This is a genomic window from Pseudoalteromonas sp. SiA1, assembly GCF_018732205.1.
GTDB lineage: Bacteria > Pseudomonadota > Gammaproteobacteria > Enterobacterales > Alteromonadaceae > Pseudoalteromonas > Pseudoalteromonas tetraodonis.
Genome location: NZ_CP076084.1, coordinates 1,582,005 through 1,603,805, shown reverse-complemented (window position 1 = coordinate 1,603,805; position 21,801 = coordinate 1,582,005). Strand labels below are relative to the sequence as shown.

Annotated in this window: 16 protein-coding genes; 6 read left to right on the top strand and 10 right to left on the bottom strand. The window is 39.4% G+C overall.

Annotation, left to right across the window (positions count from 1 at the left end; genetic code table 11):
* Positions 1 to 59: 59 nt before the first annotated feature.
* Positions 60 to 1,970, bottom strand: coding sequence for a threonine--tRNA ligase (thrS, locus tag KK487_RS07365; RefSeq protein ID WP_024601037.1), 1,911 nt, complete (start codon positions 1,968 to 1,970; stop codon positions 60 to 62).
* 565 nt (positions 1,971 to 2,535) lie between these two features.
* Here thrS and KK487_RS07360 point away from each other — a divergent pair.
* Positions 2,536 to 2,982 carry a DUF3010 family protein gene (locus KK487_RS07360; RefSeq protein ID WP_008110482.1) on the top strand — a complete coding sequence of 149 codons (447 nt, stop codon included), beginning with the start codon at positions 2,536 to 2,538 and terminating at the stop codon, positions 2,980 to 2,982.
* A gap of 330 nt (positions 2,983 to 3,312) precedes the next feature.
* The gene (locus KK487_RS07355; protein WP_215522113.1) at positions 3,313 to 5,046 is read left to right on the top strand and encodes an AMP-binding protein; all 1,734 of its coding nucleotides are present in this window, start codon (positions 3,313 to 3,315) and stop codon (positions 5,044 to 5,046) included.
* A 45-nt stretch (positions 5,047 to 5,091) separates the two neighbouring features.
* Here KK487_RS07355 and KK487_RS07350 read toward each other — a convergent pair whose 3' ends face one another.
* The 7 genes from KK487_RS07350 to KK487_RS07320 all read right to left on the bottom strand — a co-directional run bounded on the left by KK487_RS07350 (position 5,092) and on the right by KK487_RS07320 (position 12,842).
* Positions 5,092 to 6,198, bottom strand: a complete 1,107-nt coding sequence (locus KK487_RS07350; RefSeq protein ID WP_215522112.1) for a GGDEF domain-containing protein — start codon at positions 6,196 to 6,198, stop codon at positions 5,092 to 5,094.
* Positions 6,199 to 6,378: 180 nt separating this feature from the next.
* Positions 6,379 to 7,731: an NADP-specific glutamate dehydrogenase gene (gene gdhA, locus KK487_RS07345; protein WP_028835295.1), complete on the bottom strand. Its 1,353-nt coding sequence runs from the start codon at positions 7,729 to 7,731 to the stop codon at positions 6,379 to 6,381.
* A gap of 387 nt (positions 7,732 to 8,118) precedes the next feature.
* Positions 8,119 to 8,592, bottom strand: a complete 474-nt coding sequence (locus tag KK487_RS07340; RefSeq protein ID WP_024601041.1) for a YehS family protein — start codon at positions 8,590 to 8,592, stop codon at positions 8,119 to 8,121.
* A 98-nt stretch (positions 8,593 to 8,690) separates the two neighbouring features.
* Positions 8,691 to 9,935, bottom strand: a complete 1,245-nt coding sequence (locus KK487_RS07335) for a lipoprotein-releasing ABC transporter permease subunit (protein ID WP_215522111.1) — start codon at positions 9,933 to 9,935, stop codon at positions 8,691 to 8,693.
* Entirely contained in the window at positions 9,925 to 10,623 is a 699-nt protein-coding gene (lolD, locus tag KK487_RS07330) for a lipoprotein-releasing ABC transporter ATP-binding protein LolD (protein ID WP_008110493.1), read from the bottom strand. Before lolD ends, KK487_RS07335 begins: the two co-directional genes overlap by 11 nt.
* Complete coding sequence (locus KK487_RS07325; protein ID WP_024601043.1) at positions 10,616 to 11,833, bottom strand: lipoprotein-releasing ABC transporter permease subunit; 1,218 nt, start codon at positions 11,831 to 11,833, stop codon at positions 10,616 to 10,618. The genes lolD and KK487_RS07325 overlap by 8 nt, the downstream gene beginning before the upstream one ends.
* 136 nt (positions 11,834 to 11,969) lie before the next feature.
* Entirely contained in the window at positions 11,970 to 12,842 is an 873-nt protein-coding gene (locus KK487_RS07320; protein ID WP_171046528.1) for a LysR family transcriptional regulator, read from the bottom strand.
* Between the two features lie 130 nt (positions 12,843 to 12,972).
* Here KK487_RS07320 and KK487_RS07315 point away from each other — a divergent pair, with 130 nt between their 5' ends.
* From KK487_RS07315 to KK487_RS07300, 4 genes are all read left to right on the top strand, one after another.
* A complete protein-coding gene (locus tag KK487_RS07315) occupies positions 12,973 to 14,094 on the top strand; it encodes an S-(hydroxymethyl)glutathione dehydrogenase/class III alcohol dehydrogenase (RefSeq protein ID WP_013464850.1) in 1,122 nt (373 codons plus the stop codon).
* A gap of 66 nt (positions 14,095 to 14,160) precedes the next feature.
* Positions 14,161 to 15,003, top strand: coding sequence for an S-formylglutathione hydrolase (gene fghA / locus KK487_RS07310; protein ID WP_036956439.1), 843 nt, complete (start codon positions 14,161 to 14,163; stop codon positions 15,001 to 15,003).
* An 823-nt stretch (positions 15,004 to 15,826) separates the two neighbouring features.
* Positions 15,827 to 16,243, top strand: a complete 417-nt coding sequence (locus KK487_RS07305; protein WP_013464847.1) for an MgtC/SapB family protein — start codon at positions 15,827 to 15,829, stop codon at positions 16,241 to 16,243.
* Positions 16,244 to 16,369: 126 nt separating this feature from the next.
* Positions 16,370 to 17,554: an acetyltransferase domain-containing protein gene (locus KK487_RS07300; RefSeq protein WP_036956438.1), complete on the top strand. Its 1,185-nt coding sequence runs from the start codon at positions 16,370 to 16,372 to the stop codon at positions 17,552 to 17,554.
* A 148-nt stretch (positions 17,555 to 17,702) separates the two neighbouring features.
* Here the strand turns inward: KK487_RS07300 and KK487_RS07295 are convergent, their stop codons facing one another.
* Positions 17,703 to 19,517, bottom strand: a complete 1,815-nt coding sequence (locus KK487_RS07295) for a CBM96 family carbohydrate-binding protein (protein WP_138764090.1) — start codon at positions 19,515 to 19,517, stop codon at positions 17,703 to 17,705.
* Positions 19,518 to 19,870: 353 nt separating this feature from the next.
* Positions 19,871 to 21,778 carry a beta-ketoacyl synthase gene (locus KK487_RS07290; RefSeq protein ID WP_036956436.1) on the bottom strand — a complete coding sequence of 636 codons (1,908 nt, stop codon included), beginning with the start codon at positions 21,776 to 21,778 and terminating at the stop codon, positions 19,871 to 19,873.
* Positions 21,779 to 21,801: the final 23 nt, after the last annotated feature.

Sequence of the window (21,801 nt, the reverse complement as noted above, 5' to 3'; positions counted from 1 at the left end):
GAATATCAATAATATAAGCGTGTAGTTGGCTGTTTGTGATTGCCCTACACGCTCGATTTTTACTGTCGATTTTTGATTTCTTCACTGATTTTAGCGATAAAATCATCGACATTAAATTTGCCTAGGTCTTCACCTGTGCGAGTTCGTACTGCTACTTCTTGTTGTTCAACTTCTTTATCGCCAACAACCAGTAAGTAAGGAATACGCTTAAGTGTATGTTCTCGGATTTTAAAGCCAATCTTCTCATTTCTCAAGTCAGCAGCGGCTCTAATTCCAAGTTTATTTAATTTTTGTACAATTTCCTGCACATAAGGTGCTTGTTTATCGGTGATATTCATAATCACCACTTGCTTAGGCGCAAGCCACGTTGGGAATAAACCAGCGTACTCTTCTGTTAAGATACCGATAAAGCGCTCAATAGACCCTAAAATAGCGCGGTGTATCATAACAGGTGTGCGACGTTCGTTATTTTCAGCTACATAAGTAGCGCCCAAACGACCCGGTAATGCAAAATCTAGTTGCACTGTACCACACTGCCACGCTCTGTCTAAGCAATCGTACAAAGTAAATTCAATTTTAGGGCCATAAAACGCCCCTTCACCTGGTAAATAATCAAATTCAATGTCATTTGCTTTGAGTGCGTCAGCAAGTGCAAGCTCTGCTTTGTCCCACATTTCATCTTCGCCAATACGTTGCTCTGGGCGAGTTGAAAGTTTAACAACAATTTTTTCGAAACCAAATGTTTCATAGGTATCGTAAACCATTTTAATACAGGCCGATACTTCATCCATGATTTGCTCTTCTGTACAAAATACATGAGCATCATCTTGGGTAAAGCCGCGTACACGCATTAAGCCATGAAGCGCGCCTGATGGTTCATTACGGTGACAACAACCAAACTCTGCCATACGCAGTGGTAAGTCACGGTACGATTTTAAACCTTGGTTGAAAATTTGTACGTGGCCTGGGCAATTCATTGGTTTAATTGCGTATTCACGCTTTTCAGATTCAGTGGTAAACATTGCCTCTGAATATTTTTCCCAATGCCCTGATTTTTCCCACAAAGAGCGATCCATCATCATTGGACCTTTCACTTCTTCGTATTGGTACTCACGTAATTTTTCACGCACAAAGTCTTCTAGCTCGCGGTAAATGCTCCAACCATCGTTGTGCCAAAATACCATACCTGGCGCTTCTTCTTGCCAGTGCCATAAATCGAGTGCTTTACCGATACGACGGTGATCGCGCTTCTCAGCCTCTTCTAAACGCTTTAAATACGCTTTAAGTTGCTTTTTATCGCCCCATGCTGTGCCGTAAATACGCTGTAGCATTTTGTTTTCAGAATCACCGCGCCAGTATGCGCCGGCCACTTTCATAATTTTGAAGTTTTGACAAAACTTCATGTTTGGCACATGAGGACCACGACACATATCGATGTATTCTTCGTGATGATATAAACCTGGACGGTCATCTTGTGCGATATTTTCGTCTAGTATTTCAATTTTGTATGTTTCGCCACGCGCTGCAAAAGTGTCGCGCGCTTCTTGCCAGCTAACGGTTTTTTTCACTACGTCGTAGTTTGTTTTTGCAAGCTGTAGCATACGTTTTTCAATGGCATCAAGATCATCTTGAGATAACGAATGTTCCATATCAATATCGTAGTAAAAACCGTTATCAATTGTTGGACCAATCGCCATTTTTGCATCAGGAAAAAGTTGTTTAACAGCATGACCAATTAAGTGCGCACACGAGTGGCGAATAATCTCTAGACCATCGTCGTCTTTTGCGGTAATGATCTCAAGACGAGAATCGTCACTAATTAAATCACACGCATCTACGCGTTCGCCATTAACACGACCCGCAATGGTGGCTTTAGCAAGACCAGGGCCTATATCGTTTGCTACATCAAGAGTGCTTACAGGGTTTTCAAAACTACGCTGACTACCGTCAGGAAGAGTAATAACTGGCATTATAAATCCTTACATACAGTGGTGACACCTACAATGTATCACGTGTATTTTTAATTAATTAAATGAGAATGACTCGACAACGCTTTTACGAATAAGCATTGACTATTTTTCGCCAAAAATGGCTAATGTAGATGCTGAGTCTGCTCAACTACAAGAGAGTTATTGTCGCGTGCTGCAGCATTAATTACAAGTTTTAAGCTATTAAAAACCACCCTATTTTACCATAAAAGTGCAATTAATAACGTTTAATAAGAGTCTGTTGGCTTTCTTTATTAGGATTTGTTCAATCTAGGGGCGATTTAGTTAAAGCCCGGGAGCTATCACCTGGCGCTAAGTAAAAAATTGAGCAACGCTCACACCTATTTAAAGTAAACAAACCATAGCGCTGTCTTAGCTAAAAAAAGGAGGGCTGCACATTTAGCCGCAAAGATAAACAGACCTTGTTACATCAAAATGACGAGTGGACGTTAAGCGCTAACAAAAACACCACTGTAAGTGCTTAAACTCGCATTTTAATGCGTGTTGCGTATAATAACGGGTAATTAAGTTATAGTAGAGATTAGCAATGAGAACATGTGGTGTAGAAATTACCGGTAGTGATGTACTACTTTGTATTTTAAGTAAAGATAATGACGTTTTTGATATTCGTGATGTGCGCCAAACACGCTTTACCTTAGGTAACGGTAACGACACTGAAGTAATGCGTAAGTTTCAGTTTGATTTTGCCAAGTTAATGCAAGATTACCAAATTGATTCGGTTGCCATTCGCGAACGCCAACCTAAAGGTAAGTTTGCTGGTAGCGCTAAAGGATTCAAAATGGAAACCGCTATTCAGTTAATCGATAATCTCGATGTACGCGTGTTTTCAACCACCGAAATAAAAGAACAAGTAAAACGTAATCCGATACCTATCGCGTTTGAAGACACCGGTCTTAAAAAGTATCAAGAAAATGCATTTGTTAATGCTTACGTTTACATCATGAAAAAAACGTATCGCAGCGACGAAATGTAAATTAATTACATCCTTATAAAAACGCGTATTCGCTAGAGAGTACGCGTTTTTTTGTCTTTAAATTCTACATAAAAACAGTAATACCAATTCGCTTAACTAAGTGATCTAATTTGAGGGAGGAAAATCGTGTCGATATCAAAGCAAAAATTTCGTTAGTTAGTTGTTCTAAATGAGAAATTTTTAACACAGCTAGCGTCTGATTTGCCCCCTCAAATGATTTAGTATTATTGCCGATTGGTATAATACATTAGTCTAACCCTCTTTCTTTTGTCGACAATTCGTGTTTATTTAAACAGCAGGCCTCTCAAAAATAAAAACATGGAGTATGTCATGAAAGCGACACAAAAAGTGATAAAAGAAGTAGAGCAAATAAACACTATACCGCTATCAAGCAGCTATTTTAAAGGAATTCAGAGCACACCATTAGTAGAACAAACCATAGGCGATTACTTTGACGCCATTGTCGACAATAACCCAGACGCTCTGGCCGTAGTCGTTGCCCATCAAAATATACGTTTAAGCTATAAGCAATTTCAACAGCAGATTAATCAACTTGCTATGGGGTTACTGTCTTTAGGGGTAAAACCTGGTGAACGGGTCGGTATTTGGTCACCGAACAATATACAGTGGTGCTTAACACAATTTGCCACCGCTAAAATAGGTGCCATTATGGTATGCATTAACCCAGCTTACCGCCCTAGTGAACTGCAATATGCACTAAACAGTGTGGAATGCTCTACGCTTATAACCGCCACTGAATTTAAAGGCAGCCACTATATTAATATGCTGCAAAATTTAGCTCCTGAGCTTAGCGGTTGTAACAAAGGTGAGTTAACCGCAGTCAAATTACCCACTTTAAAAAATGTAATTTGTATTGGTGATGAACCCGTCGATGGGATGTTTTCCTTTAATGAGGTTATGAGCATGCCCACCGATGCACATAAATTAGAACTGCAAGCGGTGGCCAAAACCCTCGATTGCAATCAAGATATCAATATTCAATTTACCTCTGGCACCACCGGAAACCCTAAAGGGGCTACGTTGACGCATAAAAATATATTGAATAATGCGCTTTTAGTCGCACAAGCTATGCACTTTACTGAGCGCGATAAGCTCTGTATTCCTGTTCCGCTATATCACTGCTTTGGCATGGTATTAGGCAGTTTATTGTGTGTCAGTAAAGGGGCCGCTGCAATTTATCCAAGTGATTCTTTTGATCCAAAAACTACATTAGAGGTGGTACAACAAGAAAAATGCACCGGCCTTCATGGTGTACCCACTATGTTTATAAGCGAGTTAGAGCTTAATAACTTTAACGAGTATGACTTAAGTACACTGCGAACGGGTGTTATGGCAGGCTCAACTTGTCCTGAACAGGTGATGCGTAAAGTACAAACACTCATGAATATGAATCAGGTGGTAATTGCCTATGGGCAAACAGAATGCAGCCCAATTAATAACATTACCGAAACCGACTCTTCTATTGAGCGTCAAGTCACTACGGTTGGCCGAGCACTTGCACACACCGAAGTAAAAATTATTGATGAGGTTGGTGACATTCAAAAAATCGGGCAGCCTGGTGAAGTATGTAGCCGTGGGGCCGGCATTATGCGTTGCTACTGGAATGATGAAGAGAAAACCAAAGCAACCATTGACAATGAAGGCTGGCTGCACTCGGGCGATTTAGGGGTAATGGACAGTGAGGGCTTTGTCAGCATTGTTGGCAGAATTAAAGACATGATTATTCGTGGTGGTGAAAACATTTATCCGCGTGAAATTGAAGAAGTGCTTTACACCTATCCGGGTATACAAGACGCCGCTATTTTTGGCATTAGTGATGAAAAATTCGGTGAAGAAGTCTGTGCTTGGATCCAGCCTAAAGAAGGTGAAGTGCTTGATGAGCAAGCAATTCGTCTGTTTTTAAAGGACAAACTCGCCTACTTTAAACAACCTAAATACATTCGCTTTGTTGAAAATTACCCGATGACGGTAACCGGCAAATTGCAAAAATTTAAAATGCGTGAACAAATGCAAGAAGAGCTCGCCGAGTCTGCATTTTCGTAATCCGATTCAATGCGAAGCACTATCAGCTTAGTGCTTTGCATTGTCTTACTCAATTTCAGGTTGTTTAGGGTCAACAAAATCGGTAATACTGATATTTCGTCCTGCATTTTTAGCTTTATAAACCCCTACATCAGCTGTTGCTAACAATGATTTTATTGAAGGTCTGTATGTCGTGTATTGATCAATTGCAATACCGGCAGAGACAGTAATACGGTTAAAAGGTGAATATTGGTGTGCAATGGGGTCGTCTGCGAAGCGCTTAGGTAAGTCACTTAACCAATCTAGCTCATTCGCTTGCAATGTTTTTACCAATATGAATTCTTCACCACCAAAGCGCACCACAATATCAGCGTCACAATGTTTTAATCGGTTTGCTACTGCTATTAGTACGTTATCTCCCTCTAAGTGGCCGTAGTTATCGTTATATTTTTTAAAATAGTCGATATCAATCATGGCTAACCCTAAATATTGTGATGGCGCTAACTTGTTAATTAATGCTTTACAGCGCCGATCAAAACTATGCCGATTATGCATACCTGTTAACTGATCGGTGTTAGCTTTTTCCGTTTCAAATAACTCCGCTTTATATTGCTTTCTTAATAAGGTATCTAGTTGATATTGCACAATAGCCAATACAATCACCATGCTAAAATAAAAATAAAGTGTCCATACAATCGAAGTAGAAGAAAAAAGCTCAATAAATATCAAGGCAATGCCGATTATTGACCATAAAACCAGTTTATGTCCTAAGTGCAGCATCGGTATGGCTATAAATGCAGCCGCTACAAGCATAGGCCCTCCCTCTTTCAACTCACCGTAACGCTGAACATATACCCAGAAGAAATAACTAAATAAAAAACAAAATAAAACCGCATAAATAAAAAAGCGCGAATGTAAGTACTCTGAACTTAGTGTTTTATTTATAATAATCAGAACTATCGATAGCAATACCATAACTACACGTAAAATTGTTATGGTTGAATTAGCAGGCTCTTGTTGATTAAACCAAGCCATAAAAATAAAAGACAATAAAAAAAGTGTTACAAGGTAGAGTGATGCATCAGCAAGACGCATTGAGCTTTTATTAAGTTGATTTTGGAAGTCGTGCTCTGTCGCACTTGAAAAATAAAAAATTGCGGGAATAAGTCGCACCTGCACTCTCCTTAATAAGCTCACTGATCCTTATCCACACTATAGTTTATTGTTATTAATTAGCGAGTTAAATTTACCTTATTAAATAATATTATACGTTATTTTTGCTATATCCTGAACAATTCTTATTCAGGATATAACGAATAAAAGTAGAGAGTTAATTAAATAGCCGAGGCGCTACTATACAACGCCTTGTTCAATCATTGCATCGGCTACACGTCTAAAACCAGCGATGTTAGCGCCTAGTAATAGATTACCGGGCTGATCAAATTCTTTTGCGGTATCGCTTGCTGTTGTGAAAATATCTTTCATTATTTGCTTGAGCTTTTCATCAACTTCTTCAAACGTCCAGCTTTGCATACTGGCATTTTGCGCCATTTCTAGTTGGCTGGTTGCCACGCCACCGGCATTAGCCGCTTTACCCGGGCCATAAGCTATTTTTGCTTCAATGAAGCAATCAATCGCTTCTTTGGTTGAGGGCATATTGGCACCTTCGCATACTAATTTACAGCCATTATCAAGTAGCGCTTTTGCATCCGCTTCGGTCAATTCATTTTGCGTGGCGCAAGGGAATGCCGCATCCGCACTGTAGCGCCATACCGTATGACCATCCTCTGGGTAGTCATCGCGAGGCGTATACTTGGCTTGTGAATGACTATCTAAATAGTCACTTAAACACCCTCTTGATTGCTCTTTGAGCTGTTTTATCAGCTTTAAATCAATACCATTCTCATCATATAAAGTGCCTTTAGAGTCACTACAGGTAATTGGCGTTGCACCAAGTTGATATAACTTTTCCATGGCATAAATAGCCACATTACCAGAGCCTGAAATTAAACAGCGCTTACCTGATAAGCTATCGTTACGCTCTTCAAGCATATTATTAGCAAAATAGGCAGCGCCATAGCCTGTGGCCTCTTTACGGGCAAGCGATCCACCCCAAAGTAAACTCTTACCCGTTAGCACCCCTTCATAACGCCCTGTTAAGCGTTTGTATTGACCAAACATATAGCCAATCTCTCTGGCACCTACGCCAATATCGCCGGCAGGTACATCGGTAGTCGGGCCAATATGGCGGTATAGCTCGTTCATAAAGGATTGGCAAAAACGCATAATTTCGCCATCAGAGCGTCCTTTAGGATCAAAGTTCGCACCGCCTTTTCCCCCACCAATAGGCAAACCTGTTAGTGCATTTTTAAAAATTTGTTCAAAGCCTAAAAACTTTATAATGCTGGCATTTACACTCGGGTGAAAACGTAAGCCGCCTTTGTAAGGCCCTAACGCCGAATTAAATTCAATACGGTAGCCTTTATTTACTTGAATATTGCCCTCATCGTCAACCCAAGGCACACGAAACATTAGTTGGCGCTCTGGCTCTACCATTCTTTGAATAATTGCTTGTTGTTGGTAATGACTTGTTTGCGCAAATACAGGTTCAAGTGAGTCAAGCACTTCTTCCACTGCTTGATAAAACTCACATTGCGCAGGGCTCGTTTGTTTTAACTGCGCAATGGTTGTGTGTATATAATTCATATTTATTCTTCCATGTAGGTATTTTTTAATTTGAAATAGGAAAAATGATCAATGCTATTGTTAGTGAAGAAATTAATTATCCGATCATTATTTTCACACTTTAACATCATAGATAAACTGGATGCACGTGTTTGATGTTGAATTAAATTGTTGTTTCTTTTGTATAAAAACTCATTAAAAAAGAATTTATATGCTAAAAACACCCATTTTAATGAATAACACGTTAAAAGTATTAAAAAAATAGTAAAACAAAATACGACTCTACATTTTTACGAGAGCGACAAAATAAACTGCTTTATGAGACTGAAGTTGTAGAAGGATAGACTGATAATTGAGTAAATGTGGAGAGGTCAAAATGGAGGTTGTATTCAACCTCCATAAAATGCATTAAGCTTTTTCGCCATCTGGGCGAAAAGTACGCTGTACACCGGTTAAAAATAAACGCAATATTTGATCGTTACACACACGGTAATGCTTGTTTTCAACTTTACGTGAAAATGCGCTTAGCTCATGTTTACTTAAATCAAAATCAACCAACGCCAAGGTCGCGATCACGTCTTCTGCTTTCATGTTTAAAGCAATACGTAACTTCATAAAAATAATATTGTTGTTCAATTTACTTTCAGGCTCTGGCTGCTCACCTTCACGCTTGCCGCGCTTGGTGTTTATAAAGCCATTTAAAAATACCGCAAATTCAGTGTCACTTATTGGGGTATACCCAGGCTCGCCCTCTTTAGTTAACCATGCAATCACCTGCTCAGTGCTTACGCTCTGCGCTGCTGCGGCGAAAACATCAACCATAGCTGAATCAGTTAAATCAAAGGTGTAGCGAATACGGCGTAAAATATCGTTATTTGTCAAAGTAAATCCCAAGGTAAATAAGCGCTCAGCAAACAAAAGCTGTTTAGTAGCGGCGCAGTTTATCAGAGTTACACTAAGCACCCTATTAAATACTGTGTTTAATTACCCAATACCTTTGCCGGATCTACGCGTGTTGCTTGCCATGCTGGATATAGCGTCGCCAATATCGCAAGCACAAAGGTGGCTATAACGGTCAACACAATATCTTGCCAAACTAATTTACTGGGCAAAAATTCGATAAAGTACACACCTTCTAGCGGGTTTTCACCCAGTAACAAGCTCAGCCAAGTAAATAGCTCACTAATATTAATTGCTAAAATCACGCCAACAATTGAGCCTAAAAGTACACCCACAAATGCTTGGGTTAAGCCTTGCATGACAAAAGTAGCCAATATGGTACTGTCTTTGGCACCCATGGTTTTTAAAATAGCAATATTGCCTTCTTTTTCACGCACTTCCATTACCAGTGAAGACACAATATTGAAACTCGCCACCGCGATAATTAAAAACACCACAATATAAACAATCGTGCGCACCATTTGAATATCTTGATATAAGCTACCTTGCGTTCTAAGCCAACTCGAAATATACACATAATCGGTAATAGTCTGGCCAACACGAAGCGCTATTTGATGCGCCGAAAACACATCATCAACACGCAAGCGTAATCCTGTTACTTGGCTTTGATCGTAGCCTAAGGTTTGTTGTGCTTTGTTAAGATGAATAAAAGCAGCGCTGCTGTCGATTGGTCCGCCCATTTCTATAATGCCCGCAAGCGTGAGGGTAACGCGTTTTGGGGCAAGTAATGACTGGCCTTTTTCACTAATTTGTGGGATTAACAAGGTCACATTATCACCTAATGCGATGTTAAGTTGCTTAACAATTTGCTTGCCTAAAATAACATCATCACCAGCTAACTGGCTGACTAATTTACCTTGTGTAAATTGGTTAATGGCTGACACATCACCTTCCAACGAAGGCTCAACACCTCGAATCTCAACCGCTTTTAATTGGCTTTTAAATTGCGCCATACCATTAACGGCAATAAATGGGGCTGCGCCTGTTACGTGTGGTTGCTGTTTTAACTTTTCGACTTTAGTGGGCCAATCGGCAATTGGCCTACTTGGGGCAACATATTCAACTTGCGGCACTACACTTAATAAACGATGCACTAATTGCTGCTCAAACCCATTAATCACCGATAACGCCACAATTAACACGGCAACACCAAGTAAAATACCGATAGTGGATGCTTTGGCTATAAAACTTACAAAGGCATTTTTTTCATCTTTATGGCCTGAATAGGCTCTAAAGCGTTTACTAATAAAGGCACTAAGCAACATGGCTAGACTCTTTTATTGATAGTTTACCATCATCTAAGTACGCTATCTTACCCAGCTTATCAGCCAGCTCTAAATCATGAGTAACCACCACAAAGCTGGTATTTAAACTTTTATTTAACTCATTAATTAAATCGTAAATTTTAATCGCATTTTGCTTATCTAAATTACCCGTTGGCTCATCAGCAAGCACCAGCGCAGGCTCTGTCACTAAAGCGCGTGCAATGGCAACACGCTGACGTTCACCACCAGAAAGAGCCGAAGGCTTATGGCTACTTCTATGTGCAAGGCCTACCTTATCTAGCATGTTAAGTGCTTTCTTATTGGCTTCTTTTGCGCTCAACCCTTTTATGAGTAATGGCATGGCAACGTTTTCAACCGCACTAAATTCCATTAATAAATGGTGGAACTGATAAATAAACCCTAAGTTTTTATTTCTGAAAGCCGCTTGCTGCGAGCGAGATAACTTAGCAACGTCTTGGTTTTTTATTTTTGCACTACCCGCACTGGCCGTGTCTAAGGTGCCTAAAATATGTAACAAGGTGCTTTTACCTGAACCTGAGCTGCCTACAATTGCCAGCATTTCACCTTGCGTTAGGGCTAAATCAACGCCTTTTAATACCTCAACCTGATTTTGCCCGTCTTGGTACACTTTACTTATTTTTTCACAACTAATTACTAAATCATTCATAACGTAATACCTCTGCTGGGTTTACTTTAGCGGCTTGGCGTGCTGGGTATAAAGTCGCTAAAAAGCTCATTGCTAAGCTTAAAACGGCAATAACACTTAAACTAACCACATCAAATTTGACGGGGAGTGAAATTCCCGATAGTAAATTTAAACCAACCAAAGCCAGTAGTTCATTTATATATAAACTTAATAAAAGACCTAAAAAAGCACCCACGGCCGTGCCAATTACTCCGTTATAGAGCCCTTGTACCATAAATACGGTTTGCACTTGGCTTGGTGTGAGTCCTAATGTTTGCAAAATTGCTACTTCGCTTTGTTTTTCACTGACCATCATGGTCAGTGCCGATACAATATTAAATACCGCCACCAGCACAATTAAGCCAAGGAGCATAGACATGATGCGTTTTTCCATCGCAACGGCGGCAAATAAAGTGCCTTGACTGCTTCTCCAGTCGGTGAGTTTAAAGTCATTGAGTATGTGTTGGCTGTCTTGCATAAATTGGTCAAGTGCAAACGGCTCATGAAGTGACACGCTTAAATTAGGTACCGTATTGTTGCTAAGTTTTAAAACCCGTTGTAGTGATACGCCACTGGTAAATGCCAGTCCCATGTCTATTTCGGAGCCAGTTTCATAGATAGCAGCAATTTTAAATAAACGTTGGCTTGGCATGCGCCCAAGTGGGGTGTACGTAGATGCGTTAGGCATAATTACACGTAACTTATCACCTAAGCCAACGCCAAGTTTGCGGCTTAAATAACGACTTATTGCAATATTATAATTATTATTTAGTACGCTTTGCCAATTGCCTTGCACTATTTTGTCGGTGATTTTATACAGCGAGCCGTTATTGTCGTAAAGCCCTTGTAATAACACCCCGTGAAGATCTTTATTGGTTTGTAATATGGCTTCACCGTGGCGGTACAAACTAACATGATCAACATACGGTGATTGCTCAAGCGCAGATTTTAACGAATTCATTTGCGCTTTGGAGTGATCTTTGGCTTGCACTTCAACGTGTGGAATAAGCCCCAACATATTTGATTTTAAACTACTCTCAAAGCCGTTCATTACACTGCTGACCGTAAAAAGCGCCATTAAACCAATCGCTATACCTGCAATAGAAAAAAACGAAATGAACGAAATAAACGCATTGCCTTTAGAGGAGCGGCTATATCTGAGTCCGATAAACAGGCTAACAGGTTGAAACATATTAATTAAAACATTAATGCCAAAAGTGTGGCGTTATAGTAGCACGAACTCAGCGCAATTGAATATCACCATAAATGTAAGAAATAATTTATAAATCTGATACTTGGCTATATTTTAAACAAGCCAGTAAACCCTGCTAAACTTTCAGCCCTGTTACTAAGTAATCAAGTAATACCCGCACATTAGTAGCCACAAATTGCCGTGGCGGATATAGACCCCACACGCCCTCTTGTTGTGGTTGGTATGCAGTTAATATAGGCACTAAATGACCGGATTTAATTTCATTTTCAATATAGTAATCAGGCAACTGAACAATACCCAAACCTTTTTTAGCGCCGTCAACCAGTGCCCAGCCGCTATTACAATGCAATCGCCCTGCTACCTTAATATGTTTATCACGATTATTTTCATTTACTCGCCAATAACTACTATTTCCAATTAAACATTGATGATTATTAAGCTCCCCCAAAGTGTGAGGCTCACCAAAACGCGCTAAATATGCAGGTGAAGCACACATAATAAATCGTCGCGAGCTCAAGCGCCGCGCTTTTAAGCTTGAATCTTTTAAATGGCCTAGTCGAATGGCTAAATCAAAGCCTCCCTCTAATAAGTTTTCTTGCTCGTTAGAGAGCGTTGCGATTACTTCTACCTCTGGGTGATCATGCATAAATGAATGTACAATGGGCATAATAAAACTTTCACCATACATAACCGGTGCTGTTAATTTAATTTTACCTTTAGGTGAGGTTTGTACCGATGCTAATCCTTGAGTGGCCTCGTCCATTGCGTGCTGTAAATGTTTAACTTGGTGTAAAAACTGCTCGCCCTCTTTGGTTAAAACAACCTTGCGAGTAGTACGTGTTAATAATTGCGTATTTAACCGTTGTTCTAGCTTTGTAACATGGCGGCTAATATGAGCAACCGATAAACCTAACGTCTGTGCAGCTTGGGTAAAACTTCCCTCTTCGCCAACAGCAATAAACTCATCAATACCTTCCCAACGCATAATTATTACCATACTGTAAAAGTGTTTTATTAAATTGAAGATTATCATTGTCTGAGAAACAAATACAATAACCTCATCACCCAAACAGTATGGGTCTACAATTCATATTCAAACCACTACAAAGGATATACACATGTCTGAATTTATAAAATCAAAAGCAGCGATTGCCTGGGGCCCTAATCAGCCTTTAAGCGTTGAAGAAGTTGATGTGATGATGCCTAAAAAAGGCGAAGTAATGGTAAAAATCACTGCCACTGGTGTGTGCCATACAGACGCTTTTACTTTATCAGGTGAAGATCCTGAAGGTATTTTCCCCGCTATTTTAGGTCATGAAGGCGCGGGTGTGGTTTATGCTGTGGGCGAAGGTGTTTCAAGTGTAGAAGTTGGCGATCACGTTATTCCTTTATACACCGCAGAATGTGGTGAATGTAAAATGTGTACTTCAGGTAAAACAAACTTGTGTTCAGCAGTGCGCGAAACACAAGGTAAAGGCTTAATGCCAGATGGCACCACTCGCTTTTTCAAAGATGGCGAGCCTATTTACCACTATATGGGTACATCTACATTTTCTGAATACACAGTATTGCCAGAAATCTCATTGGCTAAAGTAAACAAAGAAGCGTCGTTAGAAGAAATTTGTTTATTAGGCTGTGGTGTTACTACCGGTATGGGCGCTGTAACAAATACGGCTAAAGTAAAAGCGGGCGATACGGTGGCTATTTTTGGTTTAGGCGGTATTGGTTTATCTGCCATTATTGGCGCTAAAATGGCTGGTGCAAGCCGTATTATTGGTATTGATATTAATACCTCTAAATTTGACTTGGCGACCAAACTAGGTGCTACCGACTTAATTAATCCAAAAGACTTTGACAAGCCAATTCAAGAAGTCATTGTTGAGATGACCGATGGCGGTGTTGATTACTCATTTGAATGTATTGGTAATGTTGATGTAATGCGCTCTGCGCTTGAGTGTTGTCATAAGGGTTGGGGAGAGTCTGTGATTATTGGTGTAGCTGGTGCTGGCCAAGAAATTTCAACTCGCCCGTTCCAACTTGTTACTGGCCGTGTATGGCGTGGTAGCGCATTTGGTGGTGTTAAAGGCCGCTCACAACTTCCTGAAATTGTAGAGCGTTACATGGCGGGTGAATTTGCGCTAAACGACTTTATCACTCATACCATGAGCCTAGAAGAAATTAACGATGCCTTTGATTTAATGCATGAAGGTAAAAGTATTCGTACTGTAATTCATTACTAATACGCTCATTTCACTTAATTACCATCACAAGCCGTTGCTATTAAGTAACGGCTTTTAAGGATTGTTATGTTAGAAAATATTTCAACAGCGAAAGTGGCTGGCGGATGGCATAAGCAATACAGCCATAGCGCTTCAAGCACTCGTTGCACTATGCGTTTTGCAGTTTTTTTACCGCCAGGCGCCAGTGAAACCAATAAGGTGCCGGTACTGTACTGGTTATCAGGTTTAACCTGTACCGATGAAAACTTTATGCAAAAAGCAGGCGCATTTAAAAAAGCAGCGGAGCTGGGTATCGCCATTGTAGCGCCAGATACGAGCCCACGTGGTGATAACGTGCCAAACGAAGACAGCTATGATTTTGCACAAGGTGCTGGGTTTTACCTTAATGCCACAAAAGCGCCCTACAACACCCATTTTAATATGTATGATTACGTTGTTAATGAGTTACCGGCACTAATTGAGCAACACTTTCCTGTTACAGATAAAAAAGCAATTAGTGGTCATTCAATGGGCGGGCACGGCGCATTGATGATTGCACTTAAAAACCCACAATCGTACACCAGCGCTTCGGCATTTAGTCCTATTGTTAATCCTATGGCGTGTCCGTGGGGTGTAAAAGCATTTACAGGCTACTTAGGCGACGACAAAACAACGTGGACACACTACGATACTTGCGAATTAATGCAACAAGCCGAGCAAGCTAACTATTTACCTATGCTGGTAAGCCAAGGTGATGCTGATAACTTTTTAGAAGAACAGCTTAAGCCGCAAAATTTGGTCGATATCGCTAATAAAAAAGCGTATCCGCTGCAGCTCGAAATGCACGCTGGCTACGATCATAGTTACTTTTTTATTAGTAGCTTTATAGACCAACACTTATTATTTCATCATCAGTTTTTATCGGCTTAGATTCATTACTGTGTAGAGTAGATTTATCTACTTCTACACATTCTTTTAAGACTTTAGGGTCTGTTGACCTTTGCGGATTAAAATTTGTTCAAACTAGGGGCGGTTTAATTGCGGCGCGAGGTTTGTAACCTAGTGGGCTAAGTAAAAACCGAGTAACAAAGAGTAAATCGCCCCTAGGCAGAACCCTTCGGGCAGCGCCTGATTAGCATTTATTCTGCGTTATCGCCTATTTATGGGGAATAACCACACCACATAGGCTCTGCCTTGCCTAAATACCAAACAGACTGCTGTAAATTTAACCTTGAAAGGTCAACAGACCCTAGTAACCTGCCTACATTTTTTAATCACACCGTTATCTTCTTTTATAAATTCAATTATGGCTTTATCAGTTTCGTAACCAAGTTTGCTAAAACTAAAACTATCTTTATCCTTTACAAAATTATTAGTGCTATTGATGTTTAACTTGGATCTCGCCTTTTCATCCAGAAATATACCCATTACTGTGCAACCACTTAATACATTTAAAAAGATAATAATTAATAAAATGCGCATGTAAACTCTCGTTGCAAATAAGCCAAATTATATACGACTTAAAAAAGGAGTGTTGTAAAAATATGTAAGCCCCACAATTTTACATAATAGAGTTTGCTTGTGTGGTACGCAGCTGAAATTCATTGCTGGGTAAAAACGCACTTTATTGTGTAAATATTGCTAACGCCACTCATCCCCCTCGATAAAACAAAGGTAACACAATGATTTTATTTAAATTAATACCTTGGTTCAATTTTTGCTACTTATTTAAAATTTATCCGTGGAAATAGCAATGGAAATTGATCTACAGTGGAGAGACATTATTGATAACTTGATTCATCTTGGCATGGCGTATTTACTTGCCCTGCCAATGGCATATGATAGAGAGCATAGCCATAATGGTGCAGGTCTGAGAACGTTTCCTTTAGTTGCCGTCGCATCATGTGGTTATGCACTGATTGCTATGTCAGTTTTGGAGGGCGCAGAGGCGCAATCTAAAATGTTACAAGGTATTATTACTGGTATTGGTTTTATTGGTGGCGGCGCTATTTTAAAAAATAACCAGTCTACATCTGGAACAGCAACAGCTGCGAGTATTTGGAATATGGGTTTAATTGGTATCGCTATTGCGTACAGCCGCTATGAAATAGCTATTTTGTTGGCAGTAATAAACTTCATAACGCTTAGGTATGTTAAAAAATTTAAATAATGAAAATTATAATTAATTGCATAGCGCTGACGCGATCACTCTGTTAAATTCAATCTTCAAACTCGCCTTTTGATATAATATAACATATAATCAAGTTCATTTTTTCATTCTTGTTAATTGTATTTTATGTCATTATCTTTATCGCAAAGTCGCTTGCATCATATTGATCTATTACGCGGCATTATCATCATATTTATGGTGATAGATCACGGCATGTATTATTGTCTAAATTATTCAGTAACTGATCCCATGACCATACCCGGAACAGATGCGCTTACTTTTTTCACACGCTTTATATCGCATTTCTGTGCGCCATTATTTGTATTTTTAGCAGGCCTCTCTGCCGCTATTACAGAGCATAAATACGCGTGTACTCGTCAGTTTGCTAACGCTTTAATAGTTCGAGGCTTAGTGCTTATTTTATTTGAGTTTACAATTGTGTCATGGTCATGGAGTTTTAACCCTCTTTTCCCGATGTTATATGCTCAAGTAATTTGGGCGATTGGCTGGGGCTTTGTGGTGCTTGGCTTGCTTCGCTTAACAGGTATATACCCTGTATTTATAGCTGGCTTATTACTGGTATTTGGTCATAACTTACTTGATGGCATTACCTTTGAAAGTAACACCATCGCGCATACACTGTGGTCTATCGTTCATCAAAAAAATGTATTAGCACTGCCGTTTGGTTTTTCTATTAGAACGACATACCCCGTTGCGCCTATTGCTGGACTCATGTGTTTGGCTTATTGTGCAGGTGTATATTATAAATCTCAGCATTATAGTAAAAAAGTGATGAATTACGCGTTTATTATGGGTATGAGCTGCCTAGCACTTTATTCAATACTACGCGGCTTTAATTTATACGGTGATATGTCACAGTTTTCTACACATACAGCTCCACTGCTGACTATTATGTCGTTTTTAAATCCGACTAAATATCCGTTGTCGTTACAATTTATGTTACTTACTGTAGGGCTTGGTTTAATTGCGCTAAAACTGTTGAGCCACTTAAAGGCTAGTTTTTCGCAAAATTTTCTGCAAGTACTAGGTAAAACCAGCATGTTTTCCTACCTCACTCACTTGTATTTGCTACATGCTATCAGTTGGCTTTTAATACCTGCTCTTGGTTTTAACTTTAGTGATATGACCTATGGTGAAACCCTTGTTGGCTTACCATCAGGGTATGGTATGAGTTATATTGCAACCATGGCGATGATAGCTGTAGTGGTTGTGCTTACCGCCCTACTCGCTAAGCGCTACTTAAACTGGAAATATCGTAATAAAAACAGCCTGATTGCTAAATATATTTAGTAATCGCCCCCACAATATATTGTGGGGGAAATACTCGATAAAATGTTTCGTCACTTTATCAGATATATTAATTTAATTTTTTGAGTGCTTTTTTTAATGCATCATAATCGACATTTATAAATGATAACGCTTTGGTTCGCTCTTGTTGTTAATTGAACTCTGAATTACTCCAGACCCTAACGAAATCTACTAGCATGTTAGCCTCAAAATCATCACTGATATTCTTTTCATTACCATCCCAACCACCTACTTGTAACGATAAAATAATATAAGAAGGTAAACTTCCAACTCGGTCGTCATAGTGCTCCCAGACTTTTTCACCATCTATATACATACCGACATAACCAGGCTGCCAATGCATGCCATATATATGGAAACCATCTGAGGAATAATTATGATAAAGCTCGCCGGAATTTACTGACTTATGTTGGCTACCGTAACCATCCCAATGCAGAGCTGAGATACTGATGTCTTCCCCCCAGATACCTAAACTCTCCATAATATCAAACTCCATTCCCTGATCGAATGTAGGTGAGGTATCTCCCCAAGTGTCTTTAATTAAAAGAAATGGTTCTTGACCATAATTAGTATCTGCATAATTACCTCCACGCACAAAAGCATCTTCAGTCGGGAATAAACTTTCTTCATTTACAATTAAAGCGGGCCTATCAGAAATATTATTCGCTTCACTGCTAAAAATTTTTATAAGCTGGCTACGCATATAATTGTCAATCAATGCAAAGCTCGCCTCTTTACCAGAACTTTTTTGCTCTCTTATATAACTGGTAACATCCACTTCAATTATGTTTCCCGTAACCTCTCCATAGCTATGACTAAACCATAAGGGATCAACCTGCGGTTTAGTATTCCAAGTTACAGTATCTTGGGACCAATCTGCGGAAAGTGTTTTATGCACAGCTATGCTGCTTTGAGTGTTTGCTTCAGAGATCTTAAATCTTAATAATGCAGAAGAAATAGTAGTAGATACATCATCAAGATTAAATTTTAATAATGACTGCCTCCTATAAGTATCGTTACCATAAATGCCTTTGTCAGGTAGTAACCAAAATGCAGGCCAAGCACCATGTACTGAGTCATACTTAATTTTGGCTTCAAAGTAACCATATTTTTGTCTAAATTTACGAAAAGTACTTACCTCAGCGGCTTTATAAAAGTAACGTTTGGTTCCTTGATTTAATGTGTTTTTTTCTGCTTCAAACCGTAACATTTCATTTTCAATGCGAATAGTTTCTCGCCCAGCATTACCTGCGATACCACTCATTCCTAGATATTGCTTTCCAACATGCCAATTATTAGGGTTTAATAAAGTTGAATTAAAAGTATCTTCAAAAGTCAGCTCCCAATTACCAGCTAACGGCGGAGAAATGTTATTATCTGGCTCTCCCTCAACAAAGGAAACCGAGTCCATGTAAAATCTACCTGTTCCAAGAGGGCCTTGAATACCAATAGCCAGGACTTTCTCATTTTCATCAAGATTAAAGCCATTGAGATTGATTCTAATCGTGTGCCATGTATCGTCTGAAAAATTATTATGGCCAGGCAAACCATCCAATGTCCAAAATTCGTTATTGGTTTCATCAAGATTTATTTTTAATGAATCGTTACCGCGACGAAACATTAAAGTGCCCTTATTTCCTGATTTTCTGTATATTTTTTCCTCAAGTATTGAATTTTTAAAAGGAGGTACTTGAGCAATACGTAATCCTGATTGAGTCCAGTAGTGTGCCTGCATTAATATAGCTCTTTCGCCATCAGCTACAGGCTCACCAATTTTAGTTAAAGTCGATTCACTAGATGAGGTTGACCACAATGAAGTACCATTACGTGGTTTGTCATCAAATAAAATAATAGACGCAAAACTAAGTTTAGACAGAAAGAGTAAAGTACATAAAGTGAGACTTTTTTGCCCTATAAGCCAGCGTTTTAATGGTATTAATTTCATCACTACTCCTAAAGTAATTAATAAAATTGAGTATTTAACCTATCTGAGCAAAAATTATAGTAACTATTTATAAAGTTCTTGATGCATAATAAATAATACTTTTTAACTCAATAAAATAAATAACATACTACTAATTAATTATTATATTGTATGCAACAAACCTAATATTTTCAATTTATCAAGGTGCTTTATTTTTAATGCGGAAGAAGAGATTAGTAATTTGAAGTATTTGCAAAGAGGTGAAGTTTTAATATTTTTGTTAAGGAACTAATTAGCGCATTAGTTAAACTACAATATGGGTTCATACATTAAAAAAGGCGCTTAAAAAGCGCCTTGCTAACAAGTATGTGTGCTTAGAACATATCTTGATAGGAATGTGTTGTATTGAATATAATTGCTTTTTCAAAGCCTGGCAGCTGAATGCTGTGCTCATCAATAACAATGTCATTTTCATCAATCAGCCCATCACCAAAACGATAAACTAGCGCGTATTGACCTAAATCTGCTTGTTGTTGATAGTGCTGTTGTGCTTCTTTTACCGCTGCATGTTTGCTGGTATAGAGCCCCATCATTTCATCGCCATATCGCTTAGCAAGCATCTGCATCGTTACTTTTGCTGAAAGCACTGTGGCTGTTGCATTATTACCACCAAACCCTTTAGAATTTATAAATGCAATATCCATATCACCACAATCATAGTGACTGTTACGAATATCTAAATGATCTGCATAAACATCATCAGCCACTTTATCTATAGTGGTAATACCCGGCATAATATTATGACTAAATACACCTAAGGCAATGGCAAGCTGATCGCCACTGGCAGGTGCTATAGTATGGCCAACATACGCTTTAGGGGCGGTTACTTTCCAATTATCTATTGCAAATGTTTGCGCTACTTTATGATAAATTAACGACTCAGTTACGCGGTTTTGTGGTGTGCTTGAACCATGGGCTAAAATAAAGCTACGTTGCTGTAATGCCTCTTTACCTAGTAAGCTACTGGCAAGTGCAGCCGATTTTGCCATGGTAATGTAGTTACCAGGCCCAGGTGAAGTAATTGATTTTTTTACTCCATCGGCGTTAACAAATACATCAGGCACACAGCCCATAATGTCTGCACCTAGTTCAAGTGCCAGCGCATCATCCATTAATATAGCCACTTGTGCGCCTTCACCTAAAGTAAAGCCACAGTTTTCGCCAAATGGGCGGCTGCTTCTACGATAATCAGGTTCATCGTCATTACTTAAATCATCTAAGCGGCGCAAACCTTCAATATTAGCCAGCGCACTCATATTGCCAAAGCCTTCAACCACTTCAGGGGTAATTGCACATTCTACACTTGCCACAATTGCAACACGTGTGCGCCCTGCTTGTATATCATTTACTGCTGCGCGCAAGTTGTATAAAAAAGTAGCACACGCACCCGATGTAGAAAAAGTAGTCCCTACATTGCCCGTAACATAGGCATTGATAAAATCGGTCGACATTGTATTTAAACCCAGTGCTAGCTGCTTAGTGCTGACGCGATCACCCTGCTGGCGCGCTTTGACTAACCCACCTAAGCCTTTATCGTCCATTTGGCCAATAACCGATGCTGAATAGGTACCAATTTTATCAGGCTCAACACTATTCATAATGTATTGCCAATCAAGTCCGGTTGATTTTATTGCATCGGTGGCAGCAAAAATAGTGGCTTGTAAACCACGAGGTTGGTAGCGGCTATTGTACATAATTGACGGATCAAACCCTGTGGGTAGTTGCCCAGCAGATTTAATTGGGTTATCACGAGTAGAATCATGTTTAATATCAAATTGAGCCGCAATAGTTACTTTCACTTTTTTATTTTCAAGCTCTTCTACGTGCCAACTTTCAGGAACTGGCGAAGGTAAATCACGACGGCGTGTTTCAAACACAATCGCGTTTTCATCCGATGCGGTTAACGTCATTTTTTGCTGCCATGGCGTGGCATCTACATCAAAATGTTGTTTTTCAATTTTACGAATTAATGTACCTGCAATAATTTGCTCACCAAAACGTGCTTCTATGTCGCTTTGCTCAACATTATTGCCTTGCATGTCTTGTAGTTGTCCATTCACAACACTCACTAAATTCATTAATGTGGCAAGGCCTAAAAATGTTTCTTGGCGAGCTTGAGACTCTAAGCTATCTAACACGATACGACGATAACCTTGATGAAAAGAAGTACGGCCAGCGGCATTAATGCCTCCCATGCCGACAATGACGGGTAATGCGGTCATAATTTACCTTTAAAAAAAACGTG

Bases quoted from the DNA above. Each gene is read 5' to 3' on its own strand.
- KK487_RS07335 (WP_215522111.1), bottom strand. From the start codon at position 9,935: ATGTTGCTTAGTGCCTTTATTAGTAAACGCTTTAGAGCCTATTCAGGC.
- KK487_RS07305 (WP_013464847.1), top strand. From the start codon at position 15,827: ATGGAAATTGATCTACAGTGGAGAGACATTATTGATAACTTGATTCAT.
- fghA (WP_036956439.1), top strand. From the start codon at position 14,161: ATGTTAGAAAATATTTCAACAGCGAAAGTGGCTGGCGGATGGCATAAG.
- KK487_RS07290 (WP_036956436.1), bottom strand. From the start codon at position 21,778: ATGACCGCATTACCCGTCATTGTCGGCATGGGAGGCATTAATGCCGCT.
- KK487_RS07355 (WP_215522113.1), top strand. From the start codon at position 3,313: ATGAAAGCGACACAAAAAGTGATAAAAGAAGTAGAGCAAATAAACACT.
- lolD (WP_008110493.1), bottom strand. From the start codon at position 10,623: ATGAATGATTTAGTAATTAGTTGTGAAAAAATAAGTAAAGTGTACCAA.
- thrS (WP_024601037.1), bottom strand. From the start codon at position 1,970: ATGCCAGTTATTACTCTTCCTGACGGTAGTCAGCGTAGTTTTGAAAAC.
- KK487_RS07325 (WP_024601043.1), bottom strand. From the start codon at position 11,833: ATGTTTCAACCTGTTAGCCTGTTTATCGGACTCAGATATAGCCGCTCC.
- KK487_RS07360 (WP_008110482.1), top strand. From the start codon at position 2,536: ATGAGAACATGTGGTGTAGAAATTACCGGTAGTGATGTACTACTTTGT.
- KK487_RS07315 (WP_013464850.1), top strand. From the start codon at position 12,973: ATGTCTGAATTTATAAAATCAAAAGCAGCGATTGCCTGGGGCCCTAAT.
- KK487_RS07295 (WP_138764090.1), bottom strand. From the start codon at position 19,517: ATGAAATTAATACCATTAAAACGCTGGCTTATAGGGCAAAAAAGTCTC.
- gdhA (WP_028835295.1), bottom strand. From the start codon at position 7,731: ATGAATTATATACACACAACCATTGCGCAGTTAAAACAAACGAGCCCT.
- KK487_RS07300 (WP_036956438.1), top strand. From the start codon at position 16,370: ATGTCATTATCTTTATCGCAAAGTCGCTTGCATCATATTGATCTATTA.